The following is a 14,988-nucleotide window of genomic DNA, read 5'->3' on the forward strand; positions in this document are numbered from 1 at the left end:
GACCAGCACCAAAGGGAACAAGACGAGGAGTGTGGCGGCCATGGAACTGGCCATCGAAGTGGAGGGACTGGTCAAGTCCTTCGGCCGGGCCCGGGCCCTGGACGGTCTGGACCTGACCGTACGAGCCGGGGAGGTGCACGGCTTCCTCGGCCCGAACGGGGCCGGGAAGTCGACCACCATCAGGACCCTGCTGGGCCTGCTGCGGCCCGACGCCGGCCGGGCCGTGCTGCTGGACGGCGACCCGTGGCGCGAGGCGGCCGAACTGCACCGGCGGCTGGCGTACGTACCGGGCGACGTGAGCCTGTGGCCCGGCCTGACCGGCGGCGAGGTCATCGACCTGCTCGGCCGGCTGCGCGGCGGCCTGGACCGGGCCCGGCGGGCGGAACTGCTGGAGCGGTTCGAGCTGGACCCGCGCAAGAAGGCCAAGACCTACTCCAAGGGCAACCGGCAGAAGGTCGCGCTGGTGGCGGCGTTCGCCTCCGACGCCGACCTGCTCATCCTGGACGAGCCCACCTCCGGCCTGGACCCGCTGATGGAGGCGGTCTTCCAGCAGTGCGTGGCCGAGGAGAAGGAGCGCGGCCGGACCGTGCTGCTGTCCAGCCACATCCTGTCGGAGGTCGAGGCGCTGTGCGACCGCGTCACGATCATCAGGCGGGGCCGGACGGTCGAGGCCGGCCCCCTGTCCCAGCTGCGCGGCCTGGCCCGCAGCCGGGTCAGCGCCGAGCTGGCCTCGCCGCCCGACGTCCTGACCCGGATGCCGGACCTGCACGAGGTGAAGGTCGACGGCAACCGGATCGAGTTCGAGGTGGACCGCACCCGGCTGGACGCGGCGCTGGCCGAGCTGATCCGGGTGGGCGTACGCGACCTGACCTGCACCCCGCCCTCGCTGGAAGACCTGTTCCTGCGCCACTACGAGAGCGAGAAGGCGGAGCGATGAGCGGCACCTGGACCCTGACCAAGCTCGCACTCAAGCGTGAGCGCTTCATCGTCCCGCTCTGGCTGCTGCTGCTCGTCGCGCTCGCGGCCGGGCAGGTCCAGCGGTACGCCACCGGCATTCCCGACATCGCCGCCTTCGCCAGTGAGATGGCCGCGAACCAGGCGCTGACCGCGTTCGCCGGGGAGATCCCCTCCGCCACCCTGGCCGGCATGGCGGTGTGGAAGAACGCCGACGCCATCTACACCATCCTCGGACTGATCATGATCCTCACCGTCGTCCGGCACAGCCGGGGCGAGGAGGAGTCCGGCCGCGCCGAACTGGTCGGCGCCGGGGTGGTCGGCCGCCTGGCGCCGCTGACCGCCGCCCTCGCCGTCACCTGCGGCTCGGCCGTCCTGGCCGGGCTGCTCACCGCCGCCGCCATGACCGCGACCGGCGCCGACGCGGCCGGGTCGCTGGCCTTCGGCGCCGCGATCACCGCCGCCGGCCTGGTCTTCACCGGCATGGGCGCCGTGGCCGCCCAGCTCACCCAGACCGCCCGCACCGCGATCGGCGTGGCCGCACTCGGCCTCGGCGTCAGCTACGTGCTGCGCTTCGTCGCCGACGGCAGCGGCCTGGCCGCGCTGAAGTGGCTCTCACCGCAAGGCTGGTCGCACCTGGTACGGCCGTACGGGGACAACAACATGGCCGTGCTGCTGCTCAGCCTCGCCTTCACCGCCGCGACCCTCGCGCTGGCCTACCGGCTGCTCGCCCGGCGCGACCTGGGCCACGGCCTGATCCCCGAACGTCCCGGCCCGGCCGCCTCCGACCGGCTGCGCAGCCCCCTGAGCCTGGCCTGGCGGCTGCAGAAGGGCCTGCTCGGCGGCTGGATCGCCGGATACGCGATCGCCGGGCTGGTCCTGGGCGCCCTGGCCACCTCCATCGAGGAGGTCGCCCGGCAGGGCGCCGCGGTCGAGGAGTTCTTCCGCCGCTACACCGCCTCGCCCGAGGCCACCATGACCGACGCCTACCTGTGGCTGATCGCGCTCAGCCTCGGCTACGTCTCGGCCCTCTACCCACTCCTGGCCCTGCTGCGGCTGCGCAACGAGGAGATCTCCGGCCGCGCCGAACTGCTCCTGTCCACCCCGGTCTCCCGCGTGCGCTGGGTCGCCGGCCACCTGCTCTTCGCCCTGGCCGGAAGCGCCCTGATCCTCGCCGCCGCGGGGCTGACCATGGGCCTGGTGGCGGGGGCGCCCGGCAAGGTGCTCGCCGGCGCCCTGGTACAGGTGCCCGCCACCTGGATCCTGGCCGGGATCGGCGTCCTGGCCTTCGGCCTGCTTCCCCGCGCCGCGGCCGCGATCTCCTGGGCGGCCTTCCTGTTCGTCAACCTCTTCGGCGAGGTGCTCGGCCCGATCCTCGGCATCGACTACTGGATCGCCAAGTACGCCGTGCCCTACCCCAACCTGCCCATGGTCATCTCCGGCGAGCCCTTCACGGCCACAGCCATCGCGATCATGACAGGCATCACCGCCGTCCTCGTCGCGGCCGGCCTCGCCGCCGTCAGGCGCAGGGCGCTCACCTGAGCCTCAAGAACCGTCACGGAGAGATCCGCCCGGTGGCCCGGGCGGATCTCTCCGCATCCAGGTGGGCTCACCGCCCCTCGTATGGTGCTGCTCCTTCTCACCGACGTCCACTGGGCGTGATCGCCGAGGTGGTCAGGGGCCGCCGCGGCAGGAGCGTCTGACGCGTCGCTCGGCGCCGACCAGGTCGGGCAGGTCGAGGTGGAGGAGCTTGTCGCGGATCTCGTCGGCCGTCGCCGGATCGACGACCTCGTCGACCAGGTCCAGGGCGTGTTGCCAGGAGGCCCGGGCCGCGTCGTGGTCGCCGGCCGCGCGGTGGCTGTCGCCGAGGTGGCGCAGGGTGCCGATCTCGTTGTAGCGGTCGCCGACGTCCCGGTAGAGGGTCAGGGCGTGCTGGTAGTACACGATGGCCCGGTCGTACTCGCCCATCCGGTGCAGGGCGTAGCCGAGGCCGTCCAGGACGCCCGCGTCGCCGTAGCGGTTGCTCAGGCCGTTCAGCTTGATCAGTGCATCCTGGAGGTACGTGGCGGCCCGGCAGTCCTGGTCCAGCCTGATGTGGGTCCAGGCGAGCGCGTGCAGCATGCTGGCCTCGCCGGCGGGGTTGCCGGTGGCCGCGTACAGGTCGAGCGCCCGTTCGGCCTGCGCGATCGACTCCTCGTACCGTCCGACCTGGTCGAGCAGCCACGCGTGGCTGCGGTGGGCGGTGGCCAGCCCGCTCAGGTCGTTCAGCTCCTCGTACAGCTCCAGCGAACGCCGGATGCCGGGCCAGGCCACGTGATAGTCACCCAGCCGCGCGGAGGCGCGGGCCAGGGCCCGATGCAGGTGCGCCTGCGCGGTCCGGTGGCCCAGCCGCTCGGCGGCGGCGAGTCCGTGACGCTGTACGGTCGCGCAGTCGCGCCAGTGGCCCTGCTGGTCGAGGAAGCGCTCCAGCGCCCAGGCCAGTTGCCAGCTGTGCGTGTCGAACCCGCCCTGGGCAGCCAGGTCCACCACGGACATCAGTACGGAGTGCTCCGCCGTGAACCAGGCCAGCGCCTGCCGGTCGTCATCGAACTCCGGCACGGGCAGGCCCAGCTCCGGCCGTACCCAGAACGGGGCGAACTTCCTGCAGGCCCCGTGCGCCTGCTGCGTGTAGTGGTCGAGCAGCCGCCGTACGGCCGCGTCCCGATCGTCCTCGGAGCCTTCCACGAGCTCGGTGGCGTACGCGCGCAGCAGATCGTGCGCGGCGTACCGGCCGGGAGCGTGCTCGGTGAGCAGGCTGGCTCTGGTGAGCTCGTTGAGCGCACGCCGTACGGGCTCACCCGCGAGAGCGGCGGCCGCCCCGGCGCTGACATCGGGCCCCGGATGCAGCGCCAGCAGCCGGAAGAGGCGGGCCGCCGCCGCGCTGAGCGACCGGTACGACCACGAGAACACCGCCCGCACGTCGACGGCCGGATCGCCGTCCGCGAAGGCGTCCAGCGTTCCGGGCGTCTCGCGCAGTTCGGCGGCGATCGCGGAGAGCGGGAAGGCCGGGTTGGCGGCGGCGCGGGCGGCCACAACGGCCAGGGCCAGGGGCAGGCCGCCGCAGCGCTCGACGATCTCGTCCACCGCCTCCGGCTCCCGCGCGACCCGCTCCTCGCCGAGCCGCCGGGCCAGCGACTCCCGGGCGTCCTCGGCCGGGAACAGGTCCAGCGTCATCGGAAGCGCCCCCTCCGTCGCCAGCAGGCCCGGCAGCCGGTCCCTGCTGGTGATCAGCACCAGGCAGCCGGGGCTGCTGGGCAGCAGGGGGCGTACCTGGTCGGCGTCGCGGGCGTTGTCCAGCAGGATCAGCACCCGGCGCTTGGCCAGCAGGCTCCGGTACAGCCCGACCTGCACGTCCACCGCGACCGGGATCCGGTGCGGCGGCACGCCGAGCGCTTCCAGGAAGCTCCGCAGGGCCTCGGCGGGGTCCATGGCGGAGCCGAGGCGGTCGAAGCCGCGCAGGTTCACGTACAGCTGGCCGTCCGGGAAACGGTCGGCCACCCGGTGCGCCCAGTGAACCGCCAGCGTCGTCTTGCCGACGCCCGCCATGCCGCCGATGGCGCTGATCACGACCGTCCTCAGCGCGTCACCGTCGAGCAGGGCGAGGGCCTTGGCCAGGTCGGCCCGCCTGCCCGCGAAGACGGCGAGATCGGCGGGCAACTGCGCGGGTCGCACCATGGCGCCCGCCTCGCCTGCCTCATCGGCCTCACCTGCTTCCTCGGCCTCGACGGATGAGGCTGGCGAGGTCATCGCGAGGTCGGTCGCCTCGCCTGTCGGTGTCACCGCGAGCCGGGCTGCCCCGCCCGTCGGTGCCACGGCGAGGGCGGTCGGCTCCCGCGAGGGCCCGGCGGCCTCGGTCAGTACGCGCTGTTGAGCGGCGCGTAACTCCGGCCCCGGTGAGATGCCCAGCTCCTCGGCGAGCTCGTCGCGGACCGCCTGCCAGGTGTCCAGCGCCTCGGCCTGGCGGCCGGTGGTGGCCAGGGCGAGCACCAACCTCGCCTGCAGCCGCTCGTCCAGCGGATGCCGGGTGGCCGCCGCCCGCAGCGCGGGCAGCAATCCGACCATCCCGCCGTGCTCCAGCGCCACGTCGGCCGCCGCCAGCGCGACCGTGATCCGTTCCTGCTCCAGAGCGGCGAACACCGGCCGGGACCGTACCTCGGCCTGGATGCCCGCCGCCGCCTCCCCCTGCCATACGGCCAGCGCCTCCGCGTACAGCTCCACCGCCTGCGCCGGGGCGGCCGAGCGGGCCTGTTCGGCCAGGTGGCGGAAGCGCAGCAGGTCGAGCGTGCCGGCGTCGGCCTTCAGGCGGTACCCGCCCGCGCCCCGGATCAGCCAGCCGCCCTCCGCTCTGGGCGGCAGCCCCGGCTCCAGCAGCCGGCGCAGGTTGCCCACGTACCTGTGGACGACGTTGACCGAGCTGGACGGCGGGTCCTGTCCCCAGAGGACGTCGACCATCTCGTCCAGGCTCACGGGCCGTCCCGCGTACGCCAGCAGGAGGGCGAGCAGGGCGCGTTGCTGCGGAGGGCCGGAGTTCAGCTCGACGTCTCCTCGCCAGAGGCGCACAGGCCCCAGCACCGCGAACCGCATCCGTCGCATCCTCCTCCGCCGGCGTTGACGTTTGGGAGTATTTTTAACCGGCCATGCAATCGGATTGCAGTGGACTGAACGCCCCAAGGCCCCCCGAGGTCGGCGTATCGGACGCGCCCGAGCCAAGGAATGATTTGCGGGGTAACGTGGCTATATGAGGGGTATGTCCGAATAGTTGGTTGGGGATGTGCGCTCCAGTCCCTTGACCGCTCCATCACATTCTCGAGAGGAGCGAATCATGATCTTCCCGCGTTACATGTCCGCTGCGAGGATCTTGCCCGTGGTCATGGATCCTCCAGGGCCGAGGCGGCGGCTGGGGCCGAAGAAGAGGATCAACAGCGACAGCAGCAGCCGTTCCAACCGCCGTCGCCGTTGAGCGAGGCATTGAGCAGCAGGGGTTCCGCTCCTGCTGTTTCATGAAGACGACCTGGCCGCCCGAGGTGGCCAGGTCTTCGTGTTTGTGGTCATGCGCGACGTTCGCGGTCCAGCTCGTTGAGGATCCCGGCCAGGCCCAGCTCGAAGCGGCGGGTGAGGCCGGGGGCGCCGGTGAGCTCGTCCGCCACGGCCGTCACGTGGGGATAGCGGTCGGCGGGCAGCTCGCGTAGGAAACGGGTGATCTGGGCGAGACGGGTGGGGTTGTCGGGGCCCTTGCCGAAGGCGATCTCCTGGCCGGCGAAACCCGTGACGTAGAACAGCAGCAGCAGGTAGCCGTAGCCGGCCAGCCGGTTGTCGAACCCGGCCTGGCGCAGGATGCCGATGATGTGGTCGGCCAGCCGCAGCCCGTTAGGCCCGAAAGGGACCCTGCCCGGCAGGAGCCGGGTGGCGGCGGGGTGGGCGAGGAGGACCTGCCGGAGTTCGAGCCCGATGCCGGCGAGCCGCTCGCTCCAGGGGCGTTCGTCGTCGGCCGGCAGTCGGCACTTGCCCAGGACCACGTCGATCAGCAGGTCGAACAGCTCGTCCTTGCTGCGTACATGCCAGTAGAGCGACGGCGACTTGATGTCGAGCGCCACGGCGAGCTTGCGCATGCTGAACGCGTCGAAGCCGTGTTCGTCCAGCAGATCGAGCGCCGCCTGGGCGATCTGGGCGCGGTCCAGCCTCGGCTCGGCCTCCTCGATGCCACCGGGAAAGCCGGGATCTTGACGTGCCATGCGTGAACTCCTCCGTCTGCCGCCCCCCCAATCTAGCAGTGCAAGGCAGTCCCTAGCGATGTTAGAGTCTCCCTCGCACTGCTAGGGAAGGTTTGACGAGAGGACGGCGGGAAATGCATGTGATCGTCATCGGCGCGGGGCTGGGCGGGCTGTGCCTCGCGCAAGGGCTGCGGCGGAGGGGCATCAGCGTCGCCGTGTACGAGAGCGACGACGCCTTGACCTCCCGGCAGCAGGGCTACCGCATCCACATCGACGAGCACGGCGACCGGGCCCTGGCCGCGAGCCTGCCCGAGCGGCTGCACCGGTTGTTCCGCGCCACGGCCGGGCTGCCGCGTACCAGCACGCCTGTCTTCGACCACCGGCTCGAGCGGCTCACGGTCCTGGAGCCGTCCGACGGCGGCGTGCACCTGGCGGTCGACCGGCTGACGCTGCGGCGGATCCTGATCTCGGGCCTGACGGACGCGGTCCGGTTCGGCAAGCGGTTCACGCACTACCGGGCCGGCGCGGACGGCCGGGTCACCGCGTGCTTCGCCGACGGCACCACCGCGACCGGCGACGTGCTCGTGGCGGCGGACGGCGTCAACTCCCCGGTGCGCAGGCAGTATCTGCCGCACGCGCGCGTGGTGGACACGGGCCTGCGGCAGCTGTACGGCAAGGTGCCGCTCACGGCGGGGACCCGCGAGCTGTTCCTGGACGACATGTTCGCCGTGTTCACCCCGATCGTCGGCCCGGACGGCAGCTTCGTCGGCGTGGCCCCGGTGGAGTTCCCCGAGCCCGTGCCGCAGGCCACCGCCAGACTCGCCCCCGAGGCCGGATTGGTCGCCCCCCAGGACTACATGACCTGCTCCTTCGGCGCCCGCCACGAACTCCTGCCGCCCGACGACGAACTGCGCGCCATGCCGGGGACCGAACTGCGCGCCCTGACCCTGCGGGCGATCGAGGACTGGCACCCCCGGGTCCGGGCGATCATCGACCACTGGGACACGTCCACGGTCTTCGCCCTGGTTCTCCGTACCAGCGTGCCGATCGAGCCCTGGCCGGCCACCAACGTCACGCTGCTCGGGGACGCCATCCACGCGATGAGCCCCGCGGGCGGGATCGGCGCGAACACCGCCCTGCGCGACGCGAGCGCGCTCGCCGCCGCCCTCGGCGAGGCCGCCGCCGGCCGGCCGCTCCTCCAGACGCTGGCGGAGTACGAGTCGGCGATGACCGCCTACGGCTTCGCCGCCGTACGCACCTCCGCCGAGAACGGCCACCGCCTGCTCGGCCAGGACCCCCTCCCAGCGGCCTGAGTAGCGAGTTTTGCGGTGATCTGGCGAGAATGCAGTGGTGCTGGAGAACGAGGATCGGTCGTCGGACTCGCCCTACGTCGAGCGGGTCTACCGCAGCGAGGGCGTCACCACGGTCAAGCGGATGCACTCGGTCGCGAACTCCAACTGGGAGCTGGTGGTCTGGGAGTACTGCGGGCGCGCGCACGTCGCGATCCGCGGGCCGGAGACCAAGCCGACCACGGTGGACATGTCTCCGGAGGGATCCGCGTTCGGGATCATCTTCGCCCATGGCACGGCCATGCCGCACCTGCCGGTCCAGCGCCTGGTCGACTCGGCCGTGCTGTCCCCGCACGTGACTTCGGACGCGTTCGTGCTGCAGGGGGAGGAGTGGGAGCTGCCGGGCTTCGACAACGCCGAGATTTTCGTGAACCGGCTCGCACGGGCCGGCATCCTGGTCCGCGACCCCCTGGTGACCGACGTCGTCGCGGGCGACGACGCCCCGCGGCTGAGCGCCCGCTCGGTGCAGCGCCGGGTGGTCGCCGCCACCGGGCTGACGCAGGGGGCGATCCGGCAGATCGAGCGCGCCCGGGAGGCGGCCATGCTCCTCGCCGAGGGCGTCGCGCCGCTGGACGTGGTGCACCGGCTCGGCTACTACGACCAGCCGCACCTTTCCCGCTCGCTCACCCGTTTCATGGGTCGTACGGCGACCGAACTGCAGCATCCGGACCCGGACGAGCCCTTGTCGCTTCTGTACAAGTCCGGCCAGTGAATCTCTCATAGCGTGAGGGCAACGCCGCAGGCGGCAGACCTATCCACTCAGTGAGCACAGGAGCTGGACCATGCCGAAATTTGCCCTCATCTACCAGTACGACCCCGCCGCGACCGGTCCGGCCGAGGGAGAGGTGTCGGACTGGTTCGCCTACGACAAGGAAGTGCGAGACGCCGGCGTCTTCGTGTACGAGGCCGGCTTCCACGAGGCCAGCGCCGGCCGGACGGTGAGCGTGCGCGACGCCGCCACGGTTGTCGACGACGGTGTCACGCCCACGTCCGGCGACATCGTCGCCGGCCTGTACGTCGTCGACGTCGCGGACATCAACGCCGCCACCTCGTGGGCAGAGAAGATCCCCACCGCCGGCTACGGCAGCGTCGACGTGCGCCCCGTCGTCGAGTACGGGGGCTGAGCGCGCGAGCGCGGGGGGCCGGCCATGTTCCGGTCGCGCTGGGCCCGGCCTGTGAGTGCAGGCCGCATCGGCGGCCTGTCTGTGGCCTATGGTCGCTTATGGTGTGTTTGTGACTGCCAGTCAAGGCCGCCGTGACCAGCTCAAAGAGTTCCTGCGTGCCAAGCGGGAGGCCCTCACCCCCGCCGACGCCGGCATGCCCGCCGGCGGGCGCCGCCGTACTCCGGGACTGCGCCGGGAAGAGGTGGCAGTGCTCGCCGGGGTGGGAGTGTCCTGGTACACGTGGCTGGAGCAGGGGCGCGACATCAAGGTCTCCGATGCCGTGCTGGATGCGGTCGCCCGCGTGCTGAAGCTCGACGAGGCTGAGCGGGCGCACCTGTATGTGCTCGCCGGGCTGAACCCGCCGGACCCGGCAGGCCGGCCGGGGGCGCCGGTGAGCGAGCAGCTGCGCGCGGTGCTGGACGCCTGGATGCCCAACCCGGCGCACGTGCTGGACCGGCACTACAACCTGGTGGCGATGAACGACGCAGCCAGGTGGGTGTTCGGATTCGACGGCGATGTCCGGAACTGCATGGTGGCGTTCTTCACCCACTCGATCTATCGCGGCAGGTTCACCGAATGGCACGAGTTCGCCCCGGACATGGTGGCCGACTTCCGCGCCGGCGCGGCCCGCTATCCCGACGATCCGCTCTTCGGGCAGATCGCCGAAGAGCTGTGCGGCGCCAGTGCGGAGTTCGCCGAGTTGTGGGCCCGGCCGGAGGTCCGTTCCCGCTCCCAGGGGATCAAGGCGATCACTCACCCCGAAGCCGGGGACCTCGTCTTCGAGTACTCGCTGTTCCGGCTGCCGGATCGTGCGGACCTCAACGTGGTGCTGCACACGCCGCATCCCGACACCGACACCAAGGCAAAGGTGGAAAGGCTGGTGGTGGTACACCCGGGATGAGCTGACACTGCCTTGTCGGAGGCCGTCCCAGCACGATGGACGGCATGAAGGCAATCACCATTCCCGAATTCGGCAGCGCTGATGTCCTCCGCCTCGACGAGGTCGAACTCCCCGAGCCCGGACCGGGGCAGGTCTCCATCGACGTGGCCTACGCAGGCGCCAACTTCGCCGAGATCCTCTACCGGCAGGGCGTGGTGGACGTACCGCTGCCCTTCGTACCCGGCATCGAGGTGTCCGGCCGCATACGGGCGCTCGGCCCTGGCGTCGAGGGGCTGCGCGTGGGCCAGTCAGTCGCCGCGCTGACGATCGTCGACAGCGGCGGCTACGCGGAGGTGGTGGTCACCTCCGCCGACCTGGTGACCCCGTTGGACGGCTACGACCTGGGGCTGGACATCGCGGCGGCGCTGCCCTCCAACAGCACCACCGCGTTCCTCCTGCTCGACCGGGTGGCCCGCATCGAACCAGGCGAAAGCGTGCTCGTGCACGCCGCCGCCGGAGGCGTCGGCAGCCAGCTCGGCCAGGCCGCCCGGCTGCTGGGCGCGGGCCGCGTGGTGGGCACCGTGGGCAGCCCCGCCAAGATCGAGACAGCCAAGGCGTTCGGCTACGACGAGGTCGTCCTGCGCGAGCAGGTGGCCGAGGCCGGTCGGTTCGACGTCGTGGTGGACATGGTCGGCGGTACGGCCCGACGCAGCAGCCTGGACCTGCTCGCGCCGATGGGCCGGATGGTGGCCATGGGCAACGCCTCCGGCGCCGAGGACTTCCGGATCTCGGCCAACGAACTGTGGTTCACCAACAAGACGGTCTCCGGGTTCAACCTGGCCGCCTTCTCGGCCGCTTTCCCCGCACAGGCGGGTCGGGCACTGCGCCGGGCGGTAGCCGCGGCCGCGAGTGGGGAGCTTCGGGTGCAGGTCGAGTCGCTACGGCTGGAACAGGCCGCACAGGCACACCACCGCATCGAGTCCGGCCACACCACCGGCAAGCTCGTGCTCGAAGTCGAACGAATCTAAGTGGGGAAACGCATTCGTGCGGGCCACGGCCGAGGCCCGGGAGAGCGCGAGAGGGCTGGAAAGCCCTCTCGCCCCCGATGGGCACGTCCGAGCGTCAGCGAGGGCCATCTCGTGGAAGGCCTTGCTTCAGCCCTTGATGGCCCCGACGATCACGCCCTTGGTGAAGTGGCGTTGGACGAAGGGGTAGATGATCAAGGCGGGGATCACGGCGATGACCACGATGGCCATTTTGATGGCGAGGGTCGGCGGGGCGTCGCCGGTCACGCCTGCCGTGGCGCTGGGCAGCGGGTTGGAGTCCACCACGTACTGGCGCAGGATCAGCGCCAGCGGCCACTTCCTGGTGTCGTCGATGTAGAGCATCGCGTTGAACCAGGAGTTCCAGTAGCCGACCGCGTAGAACATCGCCACCACGGCCGTGACCGCCTTCGACATGGGCAGGACGATGCGCCACAGGATGCGGAACTCGCCCGCCCCGTCGATGCGGGCGCTGTCCAGGACCTCTCCCGGGATGCTCATGAAGAACGAGCGCAGCACCACCACGTTGAACGCCGAGACGGCCGTCGGGAGGATCAGCGACCAGTAGCTGTCCTTCAGGCCCAGGCCGCTGACCATCAGGTAGACCGGGATGATGCCCGGGAAGAAGACGAACATCAGCAGCACGCTGAACAGCAGCGGCCGGTGGAGGAACGAGCCCGGGCGCGAGAGCGAGTACGCGCCCAGGATGCTCACGCCGGCGCTGATGAGCGTCCCGACCACCGTGACGCCCGTGCTGACCAGGACGGCCCTGCTGACGACCGTGTCGGAGAAGATCTGCTCGTACGCCTCGAACGTGATCCCTTCCGGCAGCAGCACCAGCCCGCCCGCGCGGTTGACCGTGGCGGCCGAGCTGAGGCTGGTCAAGAGGATGGTGTAGAGGGGGCCGAGGACCCCCACGACGATCAGCGTGATCAGCGTGCCCTTGCCGAGCTGCCCCACCGGCGAGGGGCGTTCCTCCCACGGCGCGAGCCGGGAGGGCTTACGGGAGGCGAGTACGGTCATGATCGCGAATACACCCCTCGCTCGCCGAACGCGTGGGCGACCCGGTTGGCCGCCACGATGAGCAGCAGCCCGACCAGGCCCTTGAACAGCCCGGCTGCCGCCCCGTACCCCAGGTCCCCGGTACGCAGGCCCGACCAGTACACGAACGTGTCGAAGACCTCGGACGCCTCGCTGCCGACGGCGCTGCGTTGCAGCATGAACTGCTCGAACCCGACGTTCAGCGCGTCCCCGAGCCGCAGGATCAGCAGGAGCACGATCACCGGACGCAGCCCGGGCAGCGTGATGTGCCACATGCGACGCCACCGGCGGGCCCCGTCCACGGCGGCGGCCTCGTACAGGTTGGGGTCGATGGTGCTGAGCGCGGCCAGGAAGATGATCGCGCCCCAGCCCGCGTCCTTCCAGACGGTCTGGGACGTGATCAGCAGGATGAACGTGTCCGAGTTCGTCATCCAGTCGACACCCTCGTGGCCGCGCTCCCGCAGGATCTGGGCCAGCAGCCCCGCCCCGCCGAACATCTGCTGGAAGATGGCGATGACCAGCACCCAGGAGAAGAAGAACGGCATGTAGACCACGCCCTGCACGAACGCCCTCAGCCTGGCCGAGACGATGCTGTTGAGCAGCAGCGCCAGCATGATCGGCACGGGGAAGTAGAAGACGAGCTGGAAGGCCGTGATCGACAGGGTGTTCGCGATGGCGCGCAGGAACTGCGGGTCCTGGAAGAGCAGCGCGAAGTTGGTGAAGCCGATGATCGGGGAGCCGATGATCCCGTCGGTGTACGGGTTGTAGTCCTGGAACGCGATGACGTTGCCCAGGGCGGGGATCCACCAGAAGGCGAGGACGAGCAGCAGCATCGGGAGGTTCATCACGAGCAGCGGCCAGTCCCGCCGGAGCTTGGCCCGCCAGGTCAGTTCCTGGGGCTTGGCCGCGACGCTCAGGGGCTGCCGGGCCGTTCGCCTGGCCGTCGTCACGCCCATGAGAGGCCCCCTGCGAGGGTCGAGCGACTCACGGTGTCACAGCCTGCCGTTCTCCCGCGCGACCTTCATGTAGAACTCGCGCGCCTCGTTGCCGCCCTGCTCCTGCCACTCCTTGACGAGCTTCGGCCACTCGGACACCGGCCGCTTGCCCCGGAAGATCTCCTGCATCTTGTCCTCGGTGGGCGTGGCCAGCCCGGCCATCTTGGAGGGCGTCTCCACCCGGATCCCCACGAACGGGTCGTTGTCCAGGATCTTCGAAGCCTGCGTCTGCCAGTCGTACTGCGCCTGGACCAGGCCCTTGTACTGGCTCTTCTCGTTGGCGTTCGGCCGACCCGACAGGAACAGGTACGTGGGCGCGACCTCCTTGCGCCCGAGCGCCGTCTGCTCGACCTTGCCGTCCTTGACGTTGTAGTGCTTGCCCTCGACGCCGTTGAAGACCAGCTCGTACTCCTGGGTGCCGAACGGCGCCGAGCACCAGTTGGACAGGGCGAGCAGCTCGCGGGTGCGGGCGTCGCCGAGGCCCTTCTTGATGAAGACGAACATGCCGGCGGGCTCGTTGCGCCACATGATGGTCCTGCCGCCGGGCTTGGCCGGGTAGGGGGCGACGATCTGCATGTCGAACTTGGGGTTGTCGGCCTGGAACCGGCCCAGGGCCTCGTGCCAGGCGCCGGGCCCGTCCCGGTAGATGATCATCTGGCCGCTGCCGAAGATGGCTTTGTTGTCGGCGTCCTTGTTGGCGACGATGTCGGGGTGCACCCACCCGGCCTCGAAGAGCTTGGTCATGAACTCGATCGAGGCGGCCCACTCGGCGGTCTCGTACTTGTACTCGAGCGTGCCGTCGCTCTTCTTGCGCCACTCGCGCGGCGCCCCGAAGGCCCGCTGCATCTCCTGCTCCATGCCGCCGCCGAACGCCCAGCGCTTCTTCTTGGTGTCGGTGATGGCCTTGCCGAGCACGAGCAGGTCGTCGCCGCTCTTGGGCTGCTGCAGGCCCAGCTCGTTCAGGATGTCCTGGCGGACGAAGGTGGCGAACGAGTACGGGTCGTTCTGCCAGGGGATGCCCTGCAGGACGCCGCCGAAGACGCCGTACTGCCAGGCCGCGGTGTCGAAGTTGGCCAGCAGCGGGAACTCCTTGGCCTTGTCCCCGGCCAGGTAGGGTCCCAGGTCGGCGAAGAGCTTGTTGACCGCCTCGGTGAAGTGGGCGATCTTGATGAGCTCCCAGCCCGGGACCATGAGCATCTCGGGCACGTCGCCGCTGGCCAGCAGGGTGCTGAGCTTCTGCCCGTACGTGTTGCCGTCGGAGATGTTGAAGCGCACGACGCCGCCGAGGCGCTCGTTGACGTAGTCGTAGTAGGAGTTGCTGCCCAGGCCGGGCGGCACCGTGCCCCACAGCGGAGTCATCGCGGTCACTTCCTTGCCGCTGGTCAGCGGCTTGGTGGTGACGGCCTGCACCATGGTGGCCGGGCGGGTCAGGAAGCCGGGCGAGACGAACTCGGCGCCGGGCAGATCGGGTTTGAGCCCGGGGATCTCGAACGGGATCCGCGTGGGCACCAGGCTCTTGAGCTTGTCGGCCGCCACGGCCGTACCCTTGGACAGCTGCTTCTTCTCGGCGCAGCCGGCCACCAGGACGCTCGCACCGACCAGGCCGAGGAATCCGCGGCGGGACGTGTTGGTTGCCATGGCCCGCTCCCTTCTCCAAGTGGGGATGGCCTCATGAAAATTAGTTGGTATTGCGACCAAACAAATTAGTAGACTGTGACCGTGGCCACAAGGGATCGCGACGTCACAGGTTGGTGCCGATGAGTAGGTCTGCGGCATCGACTCTTGTTGGTGAAGGGAGCCCGCGATGCGGCAT

12 protein-coding genes are annotated in these 14,988 nt (G+C 70.4%); 7 read left to right on the forward strand and 5 right to left on the reverse strand.

From position 1 onward, the window contains the following. The first annotated feature begins 40 nt into the window (after positions 1–40). Together ACIBI9_RS12580 and ACIBI9_RS12585 are read left to right on the forward strand one after the other, a co-directional pair. Entirely contained in the window at positions 41–937 is an 897-nt protein-coding gene (locus ACIBI9_RS12580; RefSeq protein WP_397222095.1) for an ATP-binding cassette domain-containing protein, read from the forward strand. Then, positions 934–2,496, forward strand: a complete 1,563-nt coding sequence (locus ACIBI9_RS12585; protein WP_397222097.1) for an ABC transporter permease — start codon at positions 934–936, stop codon at positions 2,494–2,496. Before ACIBI9_RS12580 ends, ACIBI9_RS12585 begins: the two co-directional genes overlap by 4 nt. Before the next feature lie 132 nt (positions 2,497–2,628). Here the strand turns inward: ACIBI9_RS12585 and ACIBI9_RS12590 are convergent, their stop codons facing one another. Further along, positions 2,629–5,577, reverse strand: a complete 2,949-nt coding sequence (locus ACIBI9_RS12590; RefSeq protein ID WP_397222098.1) for an AfsR/SARP family transcriptional regulator — start codon at positions 5,575–5,577, stop codon at positions 2,629–2,631. Between the two features lie 464 nt (positions 5,578–6,041). Continuing rightward, entirely contained in the window at positions 6,042–6,725 is a 684-nt protein-coding gene (locus tag ACIBI9_RS12595; protein WP_397222099.1) for a TetR/AcrR family transcriptional regulator C-terminal domain-containing protein, read from the reverse strand. 113 nt (positions 6,726–6,838) lie between these two features. On the opposite strand from ACIBI9_RS12595, the gene ACIBI9_RS12600 reads away from it, so the two are divergent. The 5 genes from ACIBI9_RS12600 to ACIBI9_RS12620 all read left to right on the forward strand — a co-directional run bounded on the left by ACIBI9_RS12600 (position 6,839) and on the right by ACIBI9_RS12620 (position 11,124). Next, positions 6,839–8,017 (forward strand): FAD-dependent oxidoreductase, encoded by a 1,179-nt coding sequence (locus ACIBI9_RS12600; RefSeq protein WP_397222101.1) that lies wholly within the window; start codon positions 6,839–6,841, stop codon positions 8,015–8,017. 37 nt (positions 8,018–8,054) lie between these two features. Then, entirely contained in the window at positions 8,055–8,765 is a 711-nt protein-coding gene (locus ACIBI9_RS12605; protein ID WP_397222102.1) for a helix-turn-helix domain-containing protein, read from the forward strand. A 70-nt stretch (positions 8,766–8,835) separates the two neighbouring features. Next, entirely contained in the window at positions 8,836–9,177 is a 342-nt protein-coding gene (locus tag ACIBI9_RS12610) for a YciI family protein (protein ID WP_397222104.1), read from the forward strand. Between the two features lie 109 nt (positions 9,178–9,286). Continuing rightward, positions 9,287–10,117 carry a helix-turn-helix transcriptional regulator gene (locus tag ACIBI9_RS12615; RefSeq protein ID WP_397222105.1) on the forward strand — a complete coding sequence of 277 codons (831 nt, stop codon included), beginning with the start codon at positions 9,287–9,289 and terminating at the stop codon, positions 10,115–10,117. 44 nt (positions 10,118–10,161) lie between these two features. Beyond that, positions 10,162–11,124 carry a zinc-binding alcohol dehydrogenase family protein gene (locus tag ACIBI9_RS12620; RefSeq protein WP_397222106.1) on the forward strand — a complete coding sequence of 321 codons (963 nt, stop codon included), beginning with the start codon at positions 10,162–10,164 and terminating at the stop codon, positions 11,122–11,124. Positions 11,125–11,250: 126 nt separating this feature from the next. Here the strand turns inward: ACIBI9_RS12620 and ACIBI9_RS12625 are convergent, their stop codons facing one another. The 3 genes from ACIBI9_RS12625 to ACIBI9_RS12635 are packed head-to-tail and all read right to left on the reverse strand — an operon-like array spanning position 11,251 to position 14,813. After that, positions 11,251–12,162: a carbohydrate ABC transporter permease gene (locus ACIBI9_RS12625; RefSeq protein ID WP_397222107.1), complete on the reverse strand. Its 912-nt coding sequence runs from the start codon at positions 12,160–12,162 to the stop codon at positions 11,251–11,253. After that, positions 12,159–13,136 carry an ABC transporter permease gene (locus ACIBI9_RS12630; protein ID WP_397222108.1) on the reverse strand — a complete coding sequence of 326 codons (978 nt, stop codon included), beginning with the start codon at positions 13,134–13,136 and terminating at the stop codon, positions 12,159–12,161. Before ACIBI9_RS12630 ends, ACIBI9_RS12625 begins: the two co-directional genes overlap by 4 nt. Before the next feature lie 36 nt (positions 13,137–13,172). Further along, the gene (locus ACIBI9_RS12635; RefSeq protein ID WP_397222109.1) at positions 13,173–14,813 is read right to left on the reverse strand and encodes an extracellular solute-binding protein; all 1,641 of its coding nucleotides are present in this window, start codon (positions 14,811–14,813) and stop codon (positions 13,173–13,175) included. Between the last annotated feature and the right edge of the window lie 175 nt (positions 14,814–14,988).

This window comes from Nonomuraea sp. NPDC050451, from assembly GCF_044458585.1.

Bases quoted from the DNA above. Each gene is read 5' to 3' on its own strand.
- ACIBI9_RS12610 (WP_397222104.1), top strand. From the start codon at position 8,836: ATGCCGAAATTTGCCCTCATCTACCAGTACGACCCCGCCGCGACCGGT.
- ACIBI9_RS12625 (WP_397222107.1), bottom strand. From the start codon at position 12,162: ATGACCGTACTCGCCTCCCGTAAGCCCTCCCGGCTCGCGCCGTGGGAG.
- ACIBI9_RS12595 (WP_397222099.1), bottom strand. From the start codon at position 6,725: ATGGCACGTCAAGATCCCGGCTTTCCCGGTGGCATCGAGGAGGCCGAG.
- ACIBI9_RS12630 (WP_397222108.1), bottom strand. From the start codon at position 13,136: ATGGGCGTGACGACGGCCAGGCGAACGGCCCGGCAGCCCCTGAGCGTC.
- ACIBI9_RS12600 (WP_397222101.1), top strand. From the start codon at position 6,839: ATGCATGTGATCGTCATCGGCGCGGGGCTGGGCGGGCTGTGCCTCGCG.
- ACIBI9_RS12620 (WP_397222106.1), top strand. From the start codon at position 10,162: ATGAAGGCAATCACCATTCCCGAATTCGGCAGCGCTGATGTCCTCCGC.
- ACIBI9_RS12590 (WP_397222098.1), bottom strand. From the start codon at position 5,577: ATGCGGTTCGCGGTGCTGGGGCCTGTGCGCCTCTGGCGAGGAGACGTC.
- ACIBI9_RS12580 (WP_397222095.1), top strand. From the start codon at position 41: ATGGAACTGGCCATCGAAGTGGAGGGACTGGTCAAGTCCTTCGGCCGG.
- ACIBI9_RS12635 (WP_397222109.1), bottom strand. From the start codon at position 14,813: ATGGCAACCAACACGTCCCGCCGCGGATTCCTCGGCCTGGTCGGTGCG.
- ACIBI9_RS12585 (WP_397222097.1), top strand. From the start codon at position 934: ATGAGCGGCACCTGGACCCTGACCAAGCTCGCACTCAAGCGTGAGCGC.